Origin of the sequence: Roseibium sp. FZY0029 (genome assembly GCF_036350355.1) — a bacterium.
In the GTDB taxonomy this organism is placed as follows: Bacteria; Pseudomonadota; Alphaproteobacteria; order Rhizobiales; family Stappiaceae; genus Roseibium.
Genome location: NZ_JAZDVZ010000002.1, coordinates 129,719 through 151,559, shown reverse-complemented (window position 1 = coordinate 151,559; position 21,841 = coordinate 129,719). Strand labels below are relative to the sequence as shown.

Below are 21,841 nucleotides of genomic sequence, written 5' to 3'. Positions count from 1 at the left end.
AAGACGCAACGTCAACAGTTTGCGCGGGCTGATTTTTTTGCCATGATACCTTCCAGACTGGGAGGCGTCCTGCCGGATTCGGATGGACGTTCAGCCCCAGTCGATGCGAAGGTGGTCAAGCAGCTGGAACACCGCTTTGCGGAGGCCGGCTGGAAGACTGCATTCAGATCGATCAACTGTAGACGTTTGATCGCTTCCGATTGAGCGTTGGTTGATCTGGTCCGGTAAAACGGACCGATTGATGCCATGGGAGGTGATTGAATGACCGTAGCCGCAATCCTGAGTGGGAAAGGCCACGATATTATCACAGCGCGCAGCGACGCGTTGCTCAGCGAAATTTGTGAAACCCTGGCAAAACACAAGATCGGTGCCGTGGTTGTCTCCGACGATGAGGGTGCCGTGAACGGCATTGTGTCAGAGCGGGACATCGTTCGTGTCATCGGTACACAAGGCGTGTCTGCGCTGAAAACACCGGTCTCCAGTGTCATGACCAAAACGGTCGTCACCTGCACCGAAGAGAACAATATCAACGAAGTCATGGCACGGATGACCCAGGGCAGATTCCGCCACATGCCCGTTTTGAAAGACGGCAAGCTGACCGGGGTGATCTCCATCGGTGACGTCGTGAAATTCAAGATTGCGCAGGTTGAGCTCGAAGCAGAGCAGATGCGCAGCTACATCACGATGGCTTGAGCAAAGCAGCCTTCGAACAATGACATCCCGGTGCGCATGAGGTGCGGCCGGGATGATCGCCTGAGAATTTGGTTATATGATCGCTGGCAGGGGTGGAAACTGTCTCAACTCTTGCCGTAAACCTCGTCGGGATCATAAACCCGTTCGGTTTCAACACGCTCCAGATGCACGGCGCCGTCGCCGTTCTTGACGGTTTTTCTGTAAAAACAGGATCTGTAGCCTACGTGGCAGGTCGCGCCGTTTCCGGCAACCGAGACTTTCAGCACCAGGGCATCCTGGTCGCAGTCGGTCAGGATCTCGTGCACGGTCTGGACCTGGCCGGAGGTCTCGCCCTTCTTCCAGTAACTTTGCCGCGAGCGGCTCCAGTACCAGGCTTCGCCGGTTTCGATTGTCCGCTTCAGGGCTTCGGCGTTCATGTAGCCCACCATCAGCACATCGCCTGACGTCACATCGGTGACGACAGCCACAATCAGGCCGTCCCGGTCGAATTTCGGCATCAACAGATCGCCGTTTTCGACCGTTTCCTTGTCGCCGCGTTCAGACAGGTGAGTGTTGCACATGGGAGGTAAGCCCTTGCCGTCTTTCGTAAACGCAAGGGCTGGAACGTCAGAGGCCCTTGCCGCGCACCAGAGACATGAATTTTGCCTGCTCGGCAGGATCGTCCTGGAAAACGCCAGTGAACTGGGTGGTGATCGTTGAGACACCAGGTTTCTGAACACCGCGCATGGTCATGCACTGGTGTTCGGCTTCCAGCATCACAGCCAGGCCACGCGGCGCCAGCGCATCGTCAATGACTGATGCGATCTGCGCAGTCAAGTTTTCCTGCGTTTGCAGACGCTTGGCATAGATGTCGACAACGCGTGCCAGCTTGGAAAGTCCGACGACGCCTTCTGCCGGATAGTAGGCAATATGAGCTTCGCCAATGAAAGGCAGCATGTGGTGTTCACAATGGGAATGGAACGGGATGCCGCGCACAAGGACGATGTCCTTGTAGCCGCCAACGTCTTCGAATGTCCTGGCAAGATGCTCTGCAGGATCTTCGAAGTAGCCGCTGTAAAGCTGGCTCAGCGCCTTGACGACGCGTTTGGGTGTTTCCACCAGACCTTCCCGGTCCGGGTCGTCACCAGTCCATGCCAGAAGCGTGCGCACGGCAGCTTCAGCTTCTTCACGGCTGGGCCGATGCAACTGATCCGGTGTCTTTCTTTCGAATGTTTTTTCTACCGGCTTGAGGACAGCGTCCATGGGAATCCTCGCAATTTTACCCTTGTCACTCGTCATACGGCGTCCACTGGTGCACAGATCAGATGGTTCGGGCTTTCAAGCCGCGGACCTTTATCATACTCCAGACAAAAAGCGAACGCGCAGTTTCTGAGCGGGATGAGCCGGTTTCTAGCTTGCATGCGTCATGCGGGAGACCAACTGCGACCACTCTGCCCCTTGCGAATTTGCTGTGGCATCTGATGTATATATAGGAAAGCAGTGCGCCATCAATGTGTCGCGCATCACAGGGTTTCACGAAGAGGCGAGTTATGCTCGACGACATTTACAACGCGAAGATCCTCGAATTCGCCGGAAACATCCCGCGGATCGGCCGTCTCGAGCATCCGGACGCAAGCGCAAAAGCCCATTCCAAACTTTGCGGATCGACCGTGATTGTCGATCTTTGCATGAAAGACGGAGTGGTTACGGATTTCGCTCATGACGTCAAAGCCTGCGCGCTCGGACAGGCCTCCTCCTCGATCATGGCCAGGAACGTCATCGGCGCGACCGCGGATGAATTGCGCGACGTGCAAAAGACCATGCGTGCCATGCTGAAGGAAGGCGGAGAGGCGCCCACGGGCCGCTTCGAAGATCTGAAGTTCTTGGAGCCGGTCCGTGAGTATAAGGCACGCCACGCCTCGACGCTCTTGACCTTTGATGCCGTTGTCGATGCGCTCGACCAGATCGAGGCGAAAGCCAAGGAAGACAGTGCGGTCGCGTGACCGCGGTTCGGCGTTCCATGTGTTCTCTCCATAACGAACCGCGAAAGCCGGATGGCCGCTTGTCTCCAATTGGATATGCAGCGATTGGGCTTATCTGGCTTTACCGCCATTCCCTGTCGCTCTTCATGGGGCGCACCTGCCGCTACGCGCCGACTTGCTCCGACTACACCGAACAATCCATTCGCCGCTTCGGCTTCTGGGCCGGGGGGTGGGTTGGTCTGTCCCGGGTTCTTCGGTGTAATCCCTGGGGTGCCTCCGGTTTCGATCCGGTTCCGGACACCTTGCCGCCGGATGCGCGCTGGTTTTTGCCCTGGCGTTACGGTCATTGGACCGGCAGGCACATCCCGCCGGAACATCGTCTCGACTGAACGCCGGATTAACCAGCTGTTGACCTAGCGTCAGGTCAGTGCAACGCTTGCTTCTCATGCCAGACGGCGGAGGGAAGAATGAGCGGACGCGACTTCCATTTCGTGATGATCAAACCAACTCATTACGACGACGATGGCTACCCGATCCAGTGGCTTCGTTCTGCAATTCCTTCCAACACACTCGCCAGTCTGAACGGCTTGGCAGAAGCGGCGCGGAGCCGTCAGGTTCTTGGGAAGGATGTCCGCATCCATCTTCACACCTACGATGAAACCAACAAGCGGGTTCGTCCGGAAAAGATTGCCCGGGATATCCGAAAAGCAGGCGGAAAGGCCCTGATTGCGCTGGTCGGGGTTCAGTCAAACCAGTTTCCGCGTGCTGGCGACCTAGCCCGTATTTTCCTGAAGCAAGGCCTTCCGGTTGCCATCGGCGGGTTTCATGTCTCCGGCTGCATTTCCATGCTCGATGACATGCCGGATGAGATGGTTCGGCTGCAACAGGAAGGTGTCGTCTATTTCGCAGGAGAGGCCGAGGATGGGCGATTGGACGATGTTTTCCGTGATGCCTTTTCCGGTGATTTGAAGCCGCTCTACAATTTCATGGCGGACTTGCCCTCACTGGAGGGGGAGCCGACACCGATCCTGCCGTCGCAGCACATCCGCTTTACGGCCGGATCACATTCGAGCTTCGATCTCGGTCGTGGCTGCCCGTTTCAGTGTTCCTTCTGCACGATCATCAACGTGCAGGGCCGCAAAAGCCGGTTTCGGTCGGCAGACGATCTTGAGCAGATCATTCGCGACAACGTCGCGCAGGGCATCGACCGCTTCTTCATCACTGACGACAATTTTGCCCGAAACCGGGAATGGGAACCATTGTTCGACCGGCTGATCCAATTGAGGGAGCTGGAGAACTTCGACATCAAGTTCATCATCCAGGTGGACACGCTCTGTCACCGGATTGACGGTTTCATCGAGAAGGCGACGCAGGCCGGGGTGAACCGGGTGTTCATCGGTCTGGAAAACATCAACCCGGACAACCTCATGGCCGCGAAGAAGCGGCAGAACAAGATCACGGAATACCGGGAGATGCTGCAGAAATGGCGGGCCCACGGAGCAACCACCTATGCCGGTTACATCATCGGGTTTCCTGGGGATACGAAAGAGTCGGTCCTGCACGATGTCGAGATCATCAAGAAGGAGCTTCCTCTCGATCTGCTCGAGTTTTTCTACCTGACGCCGCTTCCCGGGTCTGAAGACCACAAGGTGCTTTTGAGCAAAGGCATCTGGATGGATCCCGACCTCAACAAATACGATCTCAATCACCGGGTGAGCCATCACCCGAAAATGAGTGACGAGGATTGGGAGGAGGCCTACCGGCAGGCCTGGGCAAGCTACTATTCAGATGGCCACATCGAGACGGTGCTGCGACGGGCTGCCGCGCACCGCAGGGGAAGACCGGGCAACAAATTGTTCCTGATGATGTGGTTCAAGCTGATGGTCGAATGCGAGGGCGTGCATCCGCTGGAAGGTGGTTACTTCCGCCTGAAATTCCGCAAGGACCGGCGCGGCGGCATGCCGCTTGAAAGTCCGCTGGTGTTCTATCCGCGGTATCTTACGGAAATCGTCTCAAAGCATTGGGCCTATCTCTCGGCCGTGTGGCGGGTTTACCGGATCTACCGGAAGGTCAAGGCATCGCCCGACAGGCGGACTTATTCCGATCTTGCCATCGCGCCCATGAACAGGAACGAAGAGGAAGATCTGGCAATGATCCGGGAAACACGCGGAGGTGCGGAAGCCGTTGCCAAACAGCTTCGCGATGCCGCGCTGTCAAAGGCCGGAAAAGACCGCGCGAAGGCAGCCTCGCTCTGATGACAGGAAGGCGAAGGCCTAGCGCCGAAGCAACAGCCAGCCGAAGGTCATGCCCATTGCTGCAACGATGATCGCAGCCGCTCCGACAGGCGTGGCGGCGCTGCAATGTTCCGGGCAATTTCAACCCGGTCCAAAAATGTGTTGCCGCTGCGAAAATTCTCAAAGACAGCACCTTCAAATCGGTGTATTCCGCAAAGGCCGCCGACAGGTCCGCGCAGCCTTCAAACTGCCTCAGGACCGTCGCCAATATTGGATGGAGACCGGGCGCGGCGCACCGGCCTTTGGGTCTTTTCAGGCGCCATGGACAAGGCTTCGCCCCAGGCCGAAACCGGGGATCTTTTCATCCGCATTGCCGAGCCTGGCGATCTAGCCGAGCTGTTCCGCATCGAAAACGCTGCCTTTTCCGGGGACCGGATTTCCCGGCGAAGCTTCAAGCGCTTTCTGGAGAGTTCGCGCGCACGCCTTGTGGTCGCAGCCGGGTCGGACGGACTGGTCGGTTACGCCTTGTTGCTCTTGCGGCAGGGCACCGCCTTGGCCAGGCTTTATTCACTTGCTGTCGATCCAGCCTGCCGGGGGCAGGGGCTTGGGGCAAGGCTGCTGGAAGCCTCCGAGGCTGCCGCCTTCGACAGCGAGCGCATCGTGCTGCGGCTTGAAGTTCGTGCGGACAACGAGGCTGCCATCGCGCTTTACCAACGCAGCGGCTACCGCAAGCTGGGCAGGGTAGAGGCCTATTACGAGGACGGCTGCGCTGCGCTGCGCATGGAAAAGCTGCTGCATGGCCCGGTCCTGGGCACAGGCAACGCGCCTTATTACTCGCAGACGACGGAATTCACCTGCGGCCCGGCTTGTGCGCTGATGGCGGCCCGGCACTTCGACCGCTCGGTGCCGGCAGAACCCTTGACCGAGCTTACGCTGTGGCGGGAAGCGACAACGATCTATCTGGCCTCGGGCCATGGCGGCTGTGGCCCGTTTGGCCTTGCAAATGCGCTGGCACGGCGCGGGCTCGCCGTCGAGGTCCGGCTGTTTCCCGATGAACTTCTGTTTCTCAATTCCGTCCGCAATCCAGAAAAGCGGAAAGTTCTGACCCTGGTTCAGGAAGGATACCGGTCGGAGGCAGAGCAGCTTGGCGTTGCCCGATCGGAACATCCTCTGGAAGCAACCGTGCTTGCAGCCGAGGTTGCCAAGGGAACGCTCGCGATCGTGCTCATCTCCGGCTACCGCATGTTCGGCCAGAAAGTTCCCCACTGGGTACTTGTGCACGATGCGGACGACCGCCACCTGATCATCCATGACCCCTGGCTGGAGCGTGAGCGCCATGAAAGTCCGGCGGATGCCGCCAACCTTCCCATTCCTTTTGCCGAATTCGACCGCATGGCCCGTTGGGGCCGTAACGCGGTTCGTGCCCAAATCCTGATACGAAAGGACGCCTGATCCAATGTCTTCCTGGGTCATTCTGGTCGACAACCTCAAAGACCTCTCCAACACGGAAACGCCGCACAAGGTCATGACCGTCCGGGAGTATCTGACACACCCGAAACTGTTTACCGGTGCCAAGCCGACCATCCTCAACCTGTCGCGATCCTATGCCTATCAGGGCGCTGGCTATTATGCGTCGCTTCTGGCCGAAGCGCGCCAGCACCGGGTGGTGCCGGTTGTCGAGACCATGATCGAACTGTCCCGCAAGCAGCTCTACCAGCATGCCTTGCCGGAACTGGAAGACCGGTTGAACCGCTGCCTGCGCAAGATGGCACCGGAAGCTGCAGGTGCGGTCTCGCGGTTGCTGATCTATCTCGGCCAGGTTGGCGACCCCGCACTTGAGCCATTCGCGCGACTGCTGTTCGACTGGTTCCGTGCGCCGGTGCTGGAGGTTCTGCTGGAAGAGGGCGAGTGGCGCAGCATCAAGCGCATCCGCGTGCTGGCGGTGAATGACCTTGAGGCGGAAGAGCGCGCGCAATTTCTGGCAGCAGTGGAAAGCTATACGACACGTCCCTGGCGGGCTCCGAAACAGCGTGCATTGATGAAATACGCAATGGCAGTTCTGTCCGACCCCAAGGAAGAACTGCCGCCGTCTTCCATAGCCTCGCTGAAGCATATGGCCAAGGTTGCCGCGCGCCACGGGGTTGAGGTCGTGCCGATCGGCAAGGGCGATCTCGACAAGCTGGCGCAATACGATGCGCTGTTCATTCGCGAGACCACCAACATCGACAATCACACCTACCGTTTTGCCCGGCGTGCCGTGCAGGAAGGCATGCCGGTGATCGATGATCCGGTGTCGATGATCCGCTGCACCAACAAGGTCTATCTGACAGAGCTTCTGGCCAGCCACGGCATTGCGACGCCCAAGACCATCGTTCTGTCTTCCCTGAAAGAGGCCGGCGATCTTGAAGCCAAGCTCGGCTCGCCGATTGTCCTCAAGATCCCGGACGGCTCCTTCAGCCGCGGTGTGTTCCGGGTGACAGGCGCCGAACCCATCAAGGAGAAGCTGAAAGAACTTTTCCAGGAAAGCGCCATTCTGCTGGCGCAGGAATACTGCCCGACGGACTTCGACTGGCGCATTGGTGTGCTGGACGGCGAACCGCTGTTTGCCTGCCAGTATCTGATGGCCAAGAAACACTGGCAGATCGTGCGGCACGAGACCGGCAAGAAAGCCGTCGAGGGCGGGTTCAAGACCGTTTCCATGGCTGAAACGCCACCGGCGGTGATCGACATCGCGGTTCGCGCGGCGCGCCTGATTGGTGACGGTCTTTATGGCGTCGACCTGAAGGTGATCGGCGAGCGGGTGGTGGTCATCGAGATCAACGACAATCCCAATCTCGATCACGGGGTTGAGGATCTGGCTGAAAAGGACGCTGTCTGGGATCAGCTCATCCGCTGGTTCGTGCGCCGCCTGGAGGCGCGCTAGGGCAACACCGGGTGCCAATTCAAGGGAAATGCTTCGGAAAAGGTTGCCGGATTAGTTTGAATCCCGTATGCCCGGCCCGTTCCATTTCCTTTGAACAGCTTACCTGCCTTGTCTGCAGGAGTGAGCAGGAGAAAACCGATGATTGAACTTACTTTCCCCGACAATTCCGTGCGCGATTACGAGCCAGGCACCACTGGCCTTGCCGTCGCCGAAGGCATTTCCAAGTCGCTGGCCAAAAAGGCCGTGGCGATGGCCCTCGACGGGGAACTGAAAGATCTCACCGACCCGATCAGCGGCAATCACCAGATCGAGATCGTCACCCGCGACGACCCGCGCGCCCTTGAACTGATCCGTCACGATGCTGCCCACGTCATGGCTGAAGCCGTGCAGGAGCTGTGGCCCGGTACCCAGGTGACCATCGGTCCGGTGATCGAAAACGGCTTTTACTACGACTTCAAGCGCGTTCACCCGGACACGGGCGCCGACTGGCCGTTCACGCCGGAAGAGCTGCCGGTCATTGAAAAGAAGATGCGCGAGATCATCGGCCGCGGTGCGCAGTTCACCAAGGAAGTGTGGAGCCGCGACGAAGCCAAGCGCTATTTCGCAGCCAAGGGCGAAACCTACAAGGTCGAGCTCGTTGATGCGATCCCGGAAGATCAGGAACTGAAGATCTACAAGCAGGGCCAGTGGCTGGATCTGTGCCGGGGGCCGCATATGGTTTCCACCCGGCAGATCGGCGATGCCTTCAAGCTGATGAAAGTGGCCGGTGCCTACTGGCGCGGCGACAGCAACAACGAAATGCTGACGCGCATCTACGCAACGGCCTGGCACAGCGAGAAGGAGCTCAAGGCCTACCTTCACATGCTGGAAGAAGCCGAGAAGCGCGACCACCGCAAGCTGGGCCGGGAAATGGACCTGTTCCATTTCCAGGAAGAAGGCCCGGGCGTGGTCTTCTGGCATCCGAAGGGCTGGGACATGTTCCAGAGCCTGATCGCCTACAAGCGCCGGGTTCTGAAGGACACCTACAAGGAAGTGAACGCGCCGCAGGTGCTGCACACGTCGCTCTGGGAAACCTCCGGTCACTGGACTTGGTACAAGGAGAACATGTTCTCCGTGCAGTGCGCCGATCCGGAAGCCGAGGACGAGCGTGTTTTCGCACTGAAGCCGATGAACTGCCCCGGCCACGTGCAGATCTTCAAGCACGGGCTGAAGAGCTACCGCGATCTGCCGATGCGCCTTGCCGAGTTCGGCATGGTGCACCGCTATGAGCCGTCGGGGGCGCTGCACGGTTTGATGCGTGTGCGCGGCTTTACGCAGGACGATGCCCACGTTTTCTGTACCGAAGAGCAGATGGCGGACGAGTGCCTGAAGATCAACGATCTCATTCTGTCGGTCTACAAGGACTTCGGCTTCGACGAGATCGTGGTGAAATTGTCCACCCGTCCGGAAAAGCGCGTTGGCACCGATGAGGCGTGGGATCATGCCGAAGCGATCATGTCCGACGTTCTGAAGCAGATTGAAGCCCAGTCCGGCGGCCGGGTGAAAACCGACATCCTGCCGGGTGAGGGCGCTTTCTACGGGCCGAAGTTCGAATACACCCTGCGTGATGCCATCGGCCGTGAATGGCAGTGCGGCACGACGCAGGTCGACTTCAACCTTCCCGAACGCTTTGGTGCCTTCTATGTCGACAAGGACGGCGAGAAGAAGACGCCGGTGATGATCCACCGCGCGATCTGCGGCTCCATGGAACGGTTCCTCGGCATCCTGATCGAGAACTTTGCCGGACACTTCCCGCTGTGGTTTGCCCCGCTCCAGATCGTGGTTGCGACGATTACCTCTGAAGCCGATGACTACGGCCAGGAAGTGGCGAATCTGCTCAAGGCGAAAGGTCTCAAGGTCGAGACTGATTTCCGCAACGAGAAGATCAACTACAAGGTCCGCGAACATTCGCTGGCCAAGGTTCCGGTGATCATCGTGTGCGGTATGCGGGAAGCCGAAGAGCGGACCGTGAACGTGCGCCGTCTGGGTTCCAAGGACCAGACTCCGATGGGCCTGGACGAGGCGATTGCAGCGTTTGTCGAAGAAGCGACACCGCCAGACCTGAAGTAAGAGTTTCCCTCGGATTAAGGGAAAATCTGACAGCTTGCACATTGTCCTGGCATCAGGGCAATGTGCTGTCACAATCATGAAACAGGATGTCTGGTATTGGGTTCCGGATTTGCCACCGTTTCATCAGGGTCAAGACGACTGCCGTGAACTACGCTGAATTCAGTTACGCCAATCCTCAGCATCCACCGCTGAAGCGTTGGACCATCCGCACGATCGAAGGCCTCTCCGGCCGTCGGAAGCTGGTCAACATCTATGAGGTGTGGAAGGAGACGATGGTCGGGACGTCCGACTACATCTGGAACGACCTTCTTGGCCTGATCAACCTCAACGTTTCGGTCGCCGATGGCGAATGGCCGCCGAAAGACCTTCCGGAAGGTCCGCTGGTGCTTATCGCCAACCATCCCTATGGGATCGGCGACGGGCTTGCGATCCTGGCACTTGCGGAAAAGCTTGGCCGCCCCTTCAAGATCCTGATCAACAACGAACTGCTGAAGGTGCCCGAGGTCCGGCCATTCTCTCTACCGGTCGATTTCGAGGAAACCAAGGAAGCGCTCAAGACCAATATGGCCACCCGCAAGGAGGCTCTGCGTCTGCTGCAGGAAGGCACGACAATCATCGTGTTCCCAGGTGGAGGGGTGGCAACGGCCGCCAAGCCGTTCGGGCGGGCCGAAGAACTGCCGTGGAAGACCTTCACCGCCAAGATGATCCGCTCGTCAAGAGCAACCGTTCTGCCGCTTTATTTCGACGGACAGAACTCCTGGCTGTTCCACCTGGTCAGCAAATACTCTCTGACCCTTCGCCTGGCGCTGCTCGTGCGCGAATTCCGCCGCATCCTCGGGTCCGTGATGACGGCGCGGGCCGGCAGGCCAATCCCCTTTGAAACGCTGTCCGGATTTGGGGATCAGAAGGAGATCATGGATTTCCTGCAGACAAAGGTCATGGAGATGGCACCGCCGGCAAGGAGCCGGCGTTTGTTGGGCCGGCGCCAGTAATCCCGCTTCCAAGAGTTCGGAAATGTGAGAAGCGGAGCACCCGCCGCAGCTTAGTTGCTGATGCTGGACTGCTGCTGGCTTGCCAGTTCGCTGACGGAGGTCACCACTTCAACTTCGCGGTCTTCGCCCGGTTCCACCTGGAAGGTGTGCAGGTAGGTGCGGCCGTTGTTGCGGGCCAGGGCTTCATATTCACCCTCTGCCAGCACGAAGTCGGGAAATGCGCCTGTTGCTTCCACGACGACATCGCCGCCGGGGCTCAGAACGGACCAGGTCGTGTTTGCGATGGCTTCACCGCCGCGTTCATTGACCAGCTTGAGCGTGATGCCGGCAGCCTTGTGGAAGATCGTCGCTTCGGTAAGCTTGCCCGGCAACACCTGGATGTCTGCGCGCACGACGGCATTCACATCGCCGTACTTACTGACGACATGATAGGTGTTTGCACCGAGGCGCAGAATGGAGCCCGGCTTGACATTGCTGGCGATCAGATTGCGCTCGCCGCGCTGATTGAAATCCATGCCATAGAGATCGAAGGCAACAGCCCGCCCGTCGAGGTCTTCACCATCTTTCAGTGCCGCGCCAAACTTGATGCCGCCCGCGTTGAGCGTCACCATTTTCGACTGGACTTCCTTGCCGATGACGATGCGGTTGGTCGCCTGGGCGTAGCCGTAGGAGGTATGGATCAGGTAAGTGCCAGGGTCGAGCCGGAATTCCGCATCGCCGCCCTGGGACGTTGCGACCAGTTGCAGGCGTCCGTCCGCATTGGTCGTTTCCGAATAGATCCGCCAGATGAGGCCCTCGTTCAGGGGCGGGCTGTCGGGCGTCAGCTTCGCCATCAGGTAAAGCGCACCCTGACGCAGGCCGCCCTTGACACCAGGAGAGGTGGCGCGGGCTGGGGCATAGGGAACAAGCGTGTCGGAAAAGAGGGGTTCCGGTTCGCGGTCAAGAAGATTGATGATCGGTTCTTCGGAGGGCGGGGAAGGGGCGTTGGGATCCGGTTTTTCCATCGGAGTCGGCGGAACCTCCGATGTCTGTGCCCACGAGGCAGGTGCCGCGCCCATGGCGATGGCGGCACTCAGCATCAAACAGACGGCGCTGCTTTTGATGGCGCGCTTCAAAGCTGATCGGCCAGAGTAGGGATCTGAATTTACCATGCCCACATCGTTATCATTTTGACTCGCAGACTTTTACCAGTCTTTTGAGGCATTCGTCACCCGAAACCGACCCTGGAGATCCGGTCCGCTTTGCCGTGTGCAATGGCACTGGGGCGAGGGTAACGGCTATGTTTCTGTTTTCAGTGCGGTTCTTCGCATTCCCGTCGCACAGAGGGCATCCGAGAAACGACGACGGCAAAGTCGGGATTCACCACACCGCGGTAGTATCCTTTAATGCGCCCGGAAATTGGGCAAATTCAAGACGCCGCGATCAAAGTTGACAATTACGGTCAATGAATTACGTGGATCGTACGATTGCAACAGGCGGACAGGATCTATTCATGCCAAGTTACAGCGCCGGATCGTCGGCAACTCTGGAGTTTCTGAGGCAGCGCCGCTCACATCCCTGCGTTACCATGACGGTGCCGGGACCGTCTGACGAACAGATCAGCGATATCCTGACCATTGCAGCGCGTGTGCCCGACCATGGAAAGCTGGCGCCCTGGCGTTTCGTGATTTACCGGCCGGAGCAGGGCAACACGATAGGGACCTGGCTGGCGGATCGGTGTGAAGCCCTCAACGGCCCGCTCGACAGTGACCAGCGGCAAAAGGAATTGACCCGTTTCACCCGTGCTCCGCTGGTGATAGGTGTTCTGAGCCAGGCCGCCGAACACCCGAAAATCCCGGTCTGGGAACAGGAGCTTTCCGCTGGTGCGGTGTGCATGAACCTCGTCACAGCCGCGGCTGCCTCGGGGTTTGCGTCGCAGTGGCTGTCAGAATGGTTTGCCTTTGATGAAGAGGCTGCACGCTATCTTGGCGCGCGCGACGGAGAGCGGTTTGCCGGGTTCATTCATATCGGAACTCCGACACAGCCGCCTTTCGAGCGCCCGCGTCCCAACCTTGCCGACATTGTTTCCACCTGGACAGAGACCGACTGACCCATGTTCTACGAAACGGAAAAAAACGACCACGGATTGCCGCACAATCCCTTCAAGGCCATCGTCGCACCGCGTCCGATCGGTTGGATTTCCAGCCTCGACAAGGACGGCAAAGCCAATCTGGCGCCTTACAGCTTCTTCAACGCTGTGTGTGACACGCCGCCAATCGTGATGTTCTCTTCGAGCGGATACAAGGACAGCGTCTCCAACATCGACGCAACCGGCGAATTCGTCTGCAACATGGCCAGTTTTGGCCTGAAGGATGAGATGAACCAGAGTTCCGCTCCGGTCGAGCACGGGGTTTCCGAGTTCGATCTGGCAGGACTGGAAATGGCTGCCTCGCAACTGGTGACCCCCCCACGCGTTGCCAAGGCCGTAACCGCGCTGGAGTGCAAACACCTGCAGACCTTGCGGCTGAAGACACTGACGGGAAGCGAAACCGACAATTACGTGGTTTTCGGTCAGGTCGTCGGCATCCACATTGACGACAGCATTCTCGTCGATGGCATGGTGGATGTGACGCTTTACAAGCCTTTGTCGCGGCTTGGCTACATGGACTATGCGTCCGTGACCGAGGTGTTCCAGATGGGGCGGCCCAAAGCCTGACGCCTGTTCGCCTGATTGCGGTTTATTGGGGGCGCCGGCTGAGTCGGCGCCTTTTTTCTGACTTGCCGACTCATGGAAATCAGAGTTATTCGAATAATGTAGTCGATATTTTCCTGGTGCGTTTTTCCAAAGGAAATAGCCGGTTGCCTCTTGGCTGTCCACATTACCGGCTTTCGACATAAGTAGATCTGTCCAGGCTCAAAAGAAAAAAGACTCGCCTGTAGTTGCCTAGATCCCTGCCTGTGTGTTGTTAAGGTTTTGTTAACCTTTTGGGCGTGAAAGTTAACGCTGAAGGTTAATGAAGTGATAATTTGGTTCCGTCGAGGAGACAGGGTCATGCGAGTTGCTGACACCGCCTCGATCGCGTCTAGGATCGAGCTTGCGTTTCAGTCTGCGAGTACTTCAACGGGTACGTCATTCGACTACCTGGTCAAGACAGCTGCGCGAGAATCGTCATTTAACCCCACGGCAAAGGCCAGGACATCCAGCGCCACCGGGTTGTTCCAGTTCATTGAATCCACCTGGCTGGAAACAATGAAGGAAGCTGGTCCGAAACACGGTCTTGAAAAATACTCTGATCAGATTCAACGATCCAGGAACGGAAAGTTCTATGTGAGCGACCCGCAAATGCGGCGGGAGATTCTCGACCTTCGCAAGGATCCGGAAATCTCTTCGATGATGGCAGGGGCGTTAACACAGAAAAATGCGCAATACCTGGAGCGCAGAATCGGTCGTGCGCCGACCGATGGCGAGCTCTACATGGCTCATTTTCTCGGGGCGAATGGGGCCAGCAGGCTGATTGGGGCCGCCGGCGAGAGCCCGGACATGCGCGCCGACAAGATTTTTTCCGCTCAAGCCCGTGCCAACAAGCCGATCTTCTACCATTCCAATGGCAAGGCCCGGTCGATGCAGGAAGTCTACGAGGTCATCGTTTCCAAACATGACGCCGTGACGATGATCGCGCAGGCCAGCACCAACAAGAACCTGCGGACCTCCGGAGAGCTGAGACAGGTCGCGACGCTTCCCAACGCCAAGCCCGCGGAAGGGGCGGCAACGATCAATCAGAATTCCTTCGATCATCTGGCAGGAGACCCGGCAGCGGCTTTTGCCCTGCGGTCGAAGCCGGCAGGGCCGGGGCAGATTGCGAGAGCCGACAGCGGTGTTCCCCAGGTTCCACAGCAAGAGCTGTTTCAGCTTGCGCAGGCCGACGTGCCGTTGCCTGAGCGGGGAGCGGACCAAAGCGTAACCTCAACAGCGAGTGCAGCCTTTCTGGAAGAGAGCACCGGAGCGGTGACGTCCAATCGACCGGTTCCGCAGGAAACGCGACAGTCGGCTATCGACGGCGAAAATTTCGATGCGGGCAACAGAGTTCTGTCGGCTTTCCAGGCAACGGAAACAGCCAATCCCTTTGAAGCCCTGTTCCGCAACGATGCGGCTTCGAACCAGGCAGGCGTCAATCCGCGATTCGCCTCCGCCTTTGCGGCGGTGGAGGAGGCTGCCCGTTTCAGCGCCCTGTCCGGAACCTCCAACCAGGTTCAGGCACAGGAACTGGCGCTGGTCAATCAGGGTGGACCGCTGGATCTGACGCGCTTTCTCCGCCAGAAAGCCGAAGAAGAGCAAAAGGACCTGTTGCCACCTGCCTGATGCCGGAGAACCTGGCAAAATTATGGTGAACCGATCGTTAAGCCTTTGATGTCAGACTTACAGTCGACACTTGGGAAGATTGTTTTACCGCCATGAATGCATACGACTTTCACCCTCTGAACGAAGTTGACGAGCGCTCCTTGGATATACGGGCCGCGCAAGAATTCGCGGAACGTTATTTGGCAGCCGAACCGGGCAGCCAGGAACAGATCAGCATGGCAGCAGCCCTGACGATACTTCTCGACGATCCCAGCCGCGCCGTCCGCAAGGCGATCGCGAACCTGCTTGCGTCGAGTGCCTATGCTCCCGGTCATGTCGTGCGCTGCCTTGCAAGCGATGTCGATGAAGTGGCTTTGCCTGTTCTGAAACACTCCCCCATTCTGACGGACGTCGAGCTGGTCGACCTTCTTGCAGAAGGCAGCGACACCGTTCAATGCGCCATAGCATCGCGCGAAGGCCTGCCAGCTTCGGTGTGCGCGGCCATCTGCGAGGTCGGCTGCGAGCAGGCGTGCAGGCAGCTTCTGGAAAACAGAAGCGCGCGTATTCTGCAGTCTTCGCTTCTGCGTATCGCGCAAAGGTTCGAGGACCGACCGGATCTGTGCGATCAGCTTCTCAAAACCCGGGATCTGCCGCTAACCACGCGCTACCAGTTGCTGATGCGGCTTGCGCAGAATCTGGACGATCATCCGATCGTGCTGGAGCGGGTTCCGGAAAACCAGCGCCACACCTTCCTGAGCGATGCGGAAGACAAGGTCGTGCTGCGGCTGGCTCTGGAAGCCGGCGTGGAAGATCTGCCGGAATTCGTCGAGCACCTGCGGATCAATGGCAAGCTGACCACGCGCTTGTTGCTGCGTGCCGTCTGCTGTGGACGTCTGCGGTTTTTCGCTGCAGCTCTTGCCAATCTGGGCCAGGTGCCGCTGCCGAGGCTGTGCAAGCTTCTGGTGACGGTTCGCCGGTCGGCGCTGCAGGCCATGCTCCGCAAGGCTGGTCTGCCTCTGCGGGCGCACCAGGCCTTCCTGTTGGCCATCGATATTGCCCGGCAGGCGGATGCCGATTTCACCTACGATCTGGCGCTGGACGAAGCCCGCATGCTGACGGAAACGCTGCTTTCGGAAATGCAGGACGGTGCCCTGGGCGCGGACGAAGACGTCACCGCGTTCCTGCGCCGCTTCGCCATCGACGTTGCGCGCCTGGAAGCGAGGCTTCTGGTGAAGAACGGCGGTCTTCAGGTGACAGCGGCCGCTTAGGCCGCTTGTCCACCTCTTAGCGGATTACTTCCAGAAACATTTGAATGGATGAACGTTGCTCTGCGGCTTGTTGCAAACCACTTGTCGCCCGCACGGATGTGTCGCAACAGCGGTTATCTGTCTATAGTTGAAACTGACCAGCCTTCTGGACGAGGCTGTGGGATCGGCCGGGCAAGCGCCGCTTGATTGTGCCGTCTTGCTTGAGGTCGACTTTTCGTTTGATTTTGAAGGTGTCTCCTGACGAACGGCGATGCACTTGCCGTTCTTCAGTTCCTGGTTCCGGCCGCATGTCAGTGGGCAGACACGGCCTGTCGACTGTTTCAGGCGGTCAAGTATGGTTGCGTCCGGGTCCAGTGACGCAAGTTCGACACCCGCTTCCTTGCCAAATGTTTTCAACGCCTGCCGGCTGCGGTTCCCCCAGTCGCCGTCTACACGTCCAACCGAACACCCGAGGCGGTTCAATTCTGTTTGCATTGCAGTTGCGAGTTCTTCAGGCGAGAGTGAGCGACTGCTGCTTGTAGGAGCAATGTCCGTCGGTGATACGGTTGATACGGTCTCCTGCAGGGTCAGGGCGGCAACCGTTGTCTGCTGAGCAGGGGGCGTTGGGTTGGAGGCTTCGGCGGCCCTGGCTGCCTTTGCCGCAGCGGCGGCAGCAGCTGCCGCTTCCGCCTGCTGTTCAAGCGACGATATCTTCAGCCTTGCAAGCTTGGCGTAGATCCCTTCCGGATATTGCTCCAGATAGGTTTCATACATTTCCGGCCGGGTGGCGTTCTGGATTGACTGCCAGAAGGCAATTTCAGCGGAGGTGTCGGGCTTCGCGTTGCGGGCAGCTTCTGCCTCGCCGCGGCTCTTGAGCTCATCGATCCGGATCCGTGCGATATCGGCAAACTGGCCGTCCGGGTATCGGGTCAGATAGGTCTCGAAATAGGCAATGGATTCGCCGGATTTGATTGAATCCCAGTAGGCCAGTTCGATTTGCGGGTTGATCGCGGGCTGTTCGGGTTCGGCAGGCTGCACCATCTCGAGCTGTTTGAGGATGACTTCGCCTGTAAGAGAGGAATTGTCCCAGGGAACCTGTTGTCCCTTGGTTGCCTCCAGCACATCCCGGCGGACCATCACCAGATCCCGGGTAATATCCTGTCCGGGTGTGCCGAGATGTTTCAGCAGGGCCGTGGTGAAGGGGCTGTTCTTGCCTTCGCCATCAAGCGCGACGTTGCCTGGTTGGGTGGCAAAGGAAATCAGAGAGCCGACGCCAGAGCCGATCTTGGCAAGGCCCCGGCCAACAGAGCCGGAGCGGGTGCCCATGGACCGTGCCAGATTTTCAGCCAACGGATTGTTCCGGCAGGCATCGAGAAAAACCAGATTGACCTTGGTGGAATGCTCCATGGCATTGAGAATGAGATTTGCCGGCATCGCCTCGAATTCAAGATCGACGTAGGAACTCAGTTCAGCGTCGATCGGCACCAGATAGTTCTCGCCATTCACCTGAAGGCCGTGGCCAGCGTAGAAGAACAAGGCAAGATCCGCACCTTCGAGTTTGGCGATGAACTCCCGCACAGTCTTTCGCATGTCCCGAAGCGACAGATTGGTGCCGGTCACGACCTCGAAATCCAGACTGGTCAGTTTTTCAGCCATGCCCTTGGCATCGTTGTCGGGATTGGTCAGTCGGGTGACATGTTCATAACCGGAATTACCGATCACAAGTGCGACACGGCGTTCGGCATGTGCCGCACTTGCGGCAAACAAAAGAAGCAACAGGCATGCAAGTATCTGCTTCACAGGCGGTTCTCCAAACCTACCGACCCTCGAGAGTTGGCAAGCAAAACAATGCCGTCGACACTCCCGCAGGGCACCCCGGCGAGCCGGGATCGCAATTCAGATCACGGGCTCGCTGGAAAAATTCAACACTTAACTCACAAAATCAGGCTTTGGCCGGTCGGTTAAATCCATTTACAGGCCAATATCCAACTCGCCTTCGAGCCTTTGCAAGCAAGCTTTCTGCCGCAAGGGTGCGTCAACGTCTGTAGTCCGACGCCGGGCACCTTGCCGATGACCTTGTTGCCATAAACGGTCGGGTTTTTGGGGCAACTGTCGGCTTTTTGGGTCTTGGTGCTCGGCTTGGTGCTGTTGCCCGACGGTTCAGGTTTTCTGGTTGCGACACAGCGGCCGTTCTTGAGTTCCTGGTTCCGTCCACAGGTCAGCGGGCAAACGCGTCCGGTCGATTTCTTCAATTGGTCAAGGATGGCCGGGTCCGGGTCGAGCGAAGCCAGATCAATGCCGGCTTCGCGGCCATAGCTTCGTAGTGCCTGACGGCTTCTGTTACCCCAGTCGCCATCAACCCGGCCAACCGAACAGCCGACACGGTTGAGTTCAGTCTGAAGGGCCGTTGCCAGCTCTTCAGGCGATAGCAACGACACCGGGGCTGGCGATGTGGTTGAAGGTGTTTCGTCGGGCGTCAACGCAGCAACGGTAATTTCGTCGTCTGGCCTGGTTGTCGTTCTTTCGGCAGAGGAGTTCGCCGCAGACGCGATGGCCTGGGCTTTGCGGCGCGCATCCGCTTCGGCCTGGCTCTTGATCGACTGGATTTTCAGCTGGGCAAGGTCGGCATAGATCCCGTTCGGGTATCTGCCGAGATAACTCTCAAACATCTCCGGCCGGGTCGAATTCTGGATCGTCTGCCAGTAGGTGATTTCAGCCGTGGTGTCCGGTTTCGCCTGCCTGGCCTTGTCGCTTTCAGCCTTTGCCTTGATCTCGTCCAGACGGATTCGGGCGATATCAGCGAATTGGCCTTCCGGATAGCGAGACAGATAGGTCTCGAAATAGGCCGCATTCTGACCGGACTTGATGCTGTCCCAGTAGGTCAGCTCGATCTGCGGGTTGATCGTCGGTTTCTTTTCTTCCGGCGGTTCGACTACTTCCATGGCTTTCAGGATGACTTCACCTGTCAGCGAAGAATTGTCCCACGGGACCTGTTGGCCTTTGGTCGCCTCCAGAACATCGCGGCGCACCATCACGAGGTCGCGCGTGATGTCCTGACCGGGGGTGCCGAGATGCTTGATAAGGGCAGAAGTGAAGGGGCTGTTCTTCCCATCGCCGTCAAGCGCGACATTGCCAGGCTGCGTGGCAAAGGAAATGAGGGAGCCGACCCCGGAGCCGATCTTCGCAAGGCCTCTGCCAACAGCGCTTGATCGCGTTCCCATGGACCGGGCAAGGTTCTCTGTGAAGGGATTGTTCCGGCACGCATCCAGAAAGACCAGGTTCACCTTCGTGCTCTGCTCCATGGCATTCAACACGAGGTTTGCGGGCAGCGTTTCGAAGTCCAGGTCGAGATGGGTATCGAGCTGGGCGTCGACGGGGACGAGATAATTCTCGCCATTTACCTGAATGCCGTGGCCTGCATAGAAGAACAGGGCAAGATCCGCGCTGTCGAGCTTCTTGATGAAGGCACGCACCGTCTGGCGCATGTCCCTCAGGCTCAGGTCGAGGCCGGTAACGACATCGAACCCGAGGTCCTCCAGTTTTTCCGACATGCCCTGTGCATCGTTATAGGGGTTCTTCAACTCCGCGACGTTGGCGTAGCCGGAGTTTCCAATGACAAGTGCCACTCTTCGTTCGGCATGTGCGGAAGTCAAAGACAGCAATAAAAGAAAAAAGAAACAGAATAAATGTTTCACGGTCGTTCTCCATGAATAACCGGGATGCTATGCGCGGCTGAATTCTGTGTCAATCAACTCTTTGACCTTGCGGCACAAATGCCGTTCGAAACGGATCTGGCGGCAGGTCAGCTTTCGTCCTCTTTCGGCGGGAACTGTGCCAGATAGTCTTCTGTCACCCCTTGCAGGGTTTTCAGCAGTTCGACGCCGGTCTTGTTGGCTTCGTCCTTTGCGCCTTCGGCCACCATGGCGCGAATGGCTTCGACGTAGCGTTCGACAAGAGACAGGGGCAACTTGTCGGGAGAGGGTACGGTTTCAATCAGATGACAGAAGCTGGCGGCGACCTGACCGACCAGCGGAAAGCCAAGTGTCAGGGCCTGGCCCTTGATGTTGTGCGCGGCCTGAAACAGGCCCGCCAGGGTTTCGTCGTTCAATCCTTCGGCCCGAACGGTTTCCCAGGCACGAAGCAAAGTGGCGCTTTCGTTGTCCATCCAGGTGCCGAAGTGGGAGGACAAGCGTGCCAGCGCTGCTTCGGCTGCCTTGACCGGATCGAATTTTTTCGCCTCGCGAGGTGTCAGCTCCCGAACCTTGCTGCGCAAGTCCGATGGCGGGGACAAGATTTCATATTCCTGGTCCTTGGCAGTGTCGGCCATGACGGCAAATGTCCTCTTTATCCTGGCTTGGTCCGGCCTTGAGAGCGCGCAAGCGACACCTCATGACTACCGTTTGCCGGAGCCTGCGCCCCGCAGTATCGGCAATCATACTTAACAGGGTCTTTCCGCGAGGGTGCCTTGAACCTAATAGCGGAACATTTCTGTGAGGATGCGCTCGTCCCAGCCGTGGTCGGAATCGAACATGATCACACCTTCCGCCTCTGCCGCCTCACGCACCGCAACGTGGGTGACATCACGGATTTCGGTGTGGTCCGCCGACGCACTGACCGGGCGTTTGAAGGGATCCAGTATCTCGATGTCGACCTTTGCCCCATTGGGCAGGATTGCGCCGCGCCAGCGCCGGGGCCGGAATGCGCTGATAGGGGTGAGCGCAAGCAGCTGGGCGGTAATCGGCAGGATCGGACCGTGCGCTGACAGATTGTAGGCGGTGCTGCCGGCCGGGGTGGCGACGATGATGCCGTCGCAAACGAGTTCTTCCAGCCGGACACGCCCGTCAACCGATATGCGCAACCGGGCGGCCTGCGACGTCTGACGCAGCAATGAAACTTCATTGATGGCCAGCGCGTGATGAATGCCGTTTGCGGTTGTCGCCGTCATTTCCAGGGGGCGGATAGTCGTGATGTCGGCCAGGGCCAGCCGGTCCTTCAGGTCGAATTCGCGGTATTCGTTCATCAAAAAGCCGACAGATCCACGGTTCATGCCATAGATCGGCTTGCCGCTGCCCATGTGCCTGTGAAGGGTCTGCAGCATCAGGCCATCGCCGCCGAGTGCAACGATCACATCGGCCTCGGCCACGGGAACATTGCCATATCGTGCGGACAGATCGTCCTGTGCCTTGAGTGCTTCCTCCGTGTCGCTTGCGACAAACGCAAGCTTGTCGGTGGAAACCGGACGGAAGTGTTCGGCACTGGAAGGAGGCGCGGATTGGTACATGAGCCGGGGAATCTTTGCGTCTTGCAGTCTGTCGGACAGACAACCGCTCGCGTTGCGAACAGGCTCCTGGCCGAACTTACGGA

19 protein-coding genes are annotated in these 21,841 nt (G+C 58.4%); 12 read left to right on the top strand and 7 right to left on the bottom strand.

Annotation, left to right across the window (positions count from 1 at the left end):
* The first annotated feature begins 261 nt into the window (after positions 1–261).
* Entirely contained in the window at positions 262–693 is a 432-nt protein-coding gene (locus V1T76_RS05180) for a CBS domain-containing protein (RefSeq protein ID WP_330559546.1), read from the top strand.
* A gap of 104 nt (positions 694–797) precedes the next feature.
* Here V1T76_RS05180 and hisI read toward each other — a convergent pair whose 3' ends face one another.
* Both hisI and folE read right to left on the bottom strand, forming a co-directional pair.
* Positions 798–1,253, bottom strand: a complete 456-nt coding sequence (hisI, locus tag V1T76_RS05175) for a phosphoribosyl-AMP cyclohydrolase (protein WP_330559545.1) — start codon at positions 1,251–1,253, stop codon at positions 798–800.
* Positions 1,254–1,299: 46 nt separating this feature from the next.
* The gene (gene folE, locus V1T76_RS05170; protein WP_330559544.1) at positions 1,300–1,935 is read right to left on the bottom strand and encodes a GTP cyclohydrolase I FolE; all 636 of its coding nucleotides are present in this window, start codon (positions 1,933–1,935) and stop codon (positions 1,300–1,302) included.
* A 287-nt stretch (positions 1,936–2,222) separates the two neighbouring features.
* Between folE and V1T76_RS05165 the strand changes: the two genes are divergently transcribed.
* The 7 genes from V1T76_RS05165 to V1T76_RS05135 all read left to right on the top strand — a co-directional run bounded on the left by V1T76_RS05165 (position 2,223) and on the right by V1T76_RS05135 (position 10,912).
* A complete protein-coding gene (locus V1T76_RS05165) occupies positions 2,223–2,675 on the top strand; it encodes an iron-sulfur cluster assembly scaffold protein (RefSeq protein WP_330559543.1) in 453 nt (150 codons plus the stop codon).
* Positions 2,676–2,734: 59 nt separating this feature from the next.
* Positions 2,735–3,043 (top strand): membrane protein insertion efficiency factor YidD, encoded by a 309-nt coding sequence (gene yidD, locus V1T76_RS05160; protein WP_330559542.1) that lies wholly within the window; start codon positions 2,735–2,737, stop codon positions 3,041–3,043.
* Positions 3,044–3,121: 78 nt separating this feature from the next.
* Positions 3,122–4,909, top strand: a complete 1,788-nt coding sequence (locus V1T76_RS05155; protein ID WP_330559541.1) for a B12-binding domain-containing radical SAM protein — start codon at positions 3,122–3,124, stop codon at positions 4,907–4,909.
* A gap of 249 nt (positions 4,910–5,158) precedes the next feature.
* Positions 5,159–6,340, top strand: a complete 1,182-nt coding sequence (locus tag V1T76_RS05150; RefSeq protein WP_330559540.1) for a GNAT family N-acetyltransferase/peptidase C39 family protein — start codon at positions 5,159–5,161, stop codon at positions 6,338–6,340.
* 4 nt (positions 6,341–6,344) lie between these two features.
* On the top strand, positions 6,345–7,811 hold the full coding sequence (locus V1T76_RS05145) for a RimK family protein (RefSeq protein WP_023001096.1): 1,467 nt from the start codon (positions 6,345–6,347) through the stop codon (positions 7,809–7,811).
* Positions 7,812–7,949: 138 nt separating this feature from the next.
* Complete coding sequence (thrS, locus tag V1T76_RS05140; protein ID WP_330559539.1) at positions 7,950–9,920, top strand: threonine--tRNA ligase; 1,971 nt, start codon at positions 7,950–7,952, stop codon at positions 9,918–9,920.
* Positions 9,921–10,063: 143 nt separating this feature from the next.
* Complete coding sequence (locus V1T76_RS05135; protein WP_330559538.1) at positions 10,064–10,912, top strand: lysophospholipid acyltransferase family protein; 849 nt, start codon at positions 10,064–10,066, stop codon at positions 10,910–10,912.
* A gap of 50 nt (positions 10,913–10,962) precedes the next feature.
* On the opposite strand, the gene V1T76_RS05130 is transcribed toward V1T76_RS05135, so the two are convergent.
* On the bottom strand, positions 10,963–12,063 hold the full coding sequence (locus V1T76_RS05130) for a hypothetical protein (RefSeq protein ID WP_330559537.1): 1,101 nt from the start codon (positions 12,061–12,063) through the stop codon (positions 10,963–10,965).
* Between the two features lie 341 nt (positions 12,064–12,404).
* On the opposite strand from V1T76_RS05130, the gene V1T76_RS05125 reads away from it, so the two are divergent.
* The 4 genes from V1T76_RS05125 to V1T76_RS05110 all read left to right on the top strand — a co-directional run bounded on the left by V1T76_RS05125 (position 12,405) and on the right by V1T76_RS05110 (position 16,498).
* A complete protein-coding gene (locus V1T76_RS05125) occupies positions 12,405–13,001 on the top strand; it encodes a nitroreductase family protein (protein WP_330559536.1) in 597 nt (198 codons plus the stop codon).
* Between the two features lie 3 nt (positions 13,002–13,004).
* The gene (locus V1T76_RS05120) at positions 13,005–13,607 is read left to right on the top strand and encodes a flavin reductase family protein (RefSeq protein ID WP_330559535.1); all 603 of its coding nucleotides are present in this window, start codon (positions 13,005–13,007) and stop codon (positions 13,605–13,607) included.
* Positions 13,608–13,943: 336 nt separating this feature from the next.
* The gene (locus V1T76_RS05115) at positions 13,944–15,251 is read left to right on the top strand and encodes a transglycosylase SLT domain-containing protein (RefSeq protein ID WP_330559534.1); all 1,308 of its coding nucleotides are present in this window, start codon (positions 13,944–13,946) and stop codon (positions 15,249–15,251) included.
* 179 nt (positions 15,252–15,430) lie between these two features.
* Positions 15,431–16,498, top strand: a complete 1,068-nt coding sequence (locus V1T76_RS05110; RefSeq protein ID WP_330559533.1) for a DUF2336 domain-containing protein — start codon at positions 15,431–15,433, stop codon at positions 16,496–16,498.
* A 24-nt stretch (positions 16,499–16,522) separates the two neighbouring features.
* On the opposite strand, the gene V1T76_RS05105 is transcribed toward V1T76_RS05110, so the two are convergent.
* The 4 genes from V1T76_RS05105 to V1T76_RS05090 all read right to left on the bottom strand — a co-directional run bounded on the left by V1T76_RS05105 (position 16,523) and on the right by V1T76_RS05090 (position 21,758).
* The gene (locus V1T76_RS05105) at positions 16,523–18,277 is read right to left on the bottom strand and encodes a caspase family protein (RefSeq protein WP_330559532.1); all 1,755 of its coding nucleotides are present in this window, start codon (positions 18,275–18,277) and stop codon (positions 16,523–16,525) included.
* Positions 18,278–18,438: 161 nt separating this feature from the next.
* Positions 18,439–20,103 (bottom strand): caspase domain-containing protein, encoded by a 1,665-nt coding sequence (locus tag V1T76_RS05100; protein WP_330559531.1) that lies wholly within the window; start codon positions 20,101–20,103, stop codon positions 18,439–18,441.
* Positions 20,104–20,279: 176 nt separating this feature from the next.
* Entirely contained in the window at positions 20,280–20,804 is a 525-nt protein-coding gene (locus V1T76_RS05095; protein ID WP_330559530.1) for an Hpt domain-containing protein, read from the bottom strand.
* A 144-nt stretch (positions 20,805–20,948) separates the two neighbouring features.
* A complete protein-coding gene (locus V1T76_RS05090) occupies positions 20,949–21,758 on the bottom strand; it encodes an NAD kinase (RefSeq protein ID WP_330559529.1) in 810 nt (269 codons plus the stop codon).
* Between the last annotated feature and the right edge of the window lie 83 nt (positions 21,759–21,841).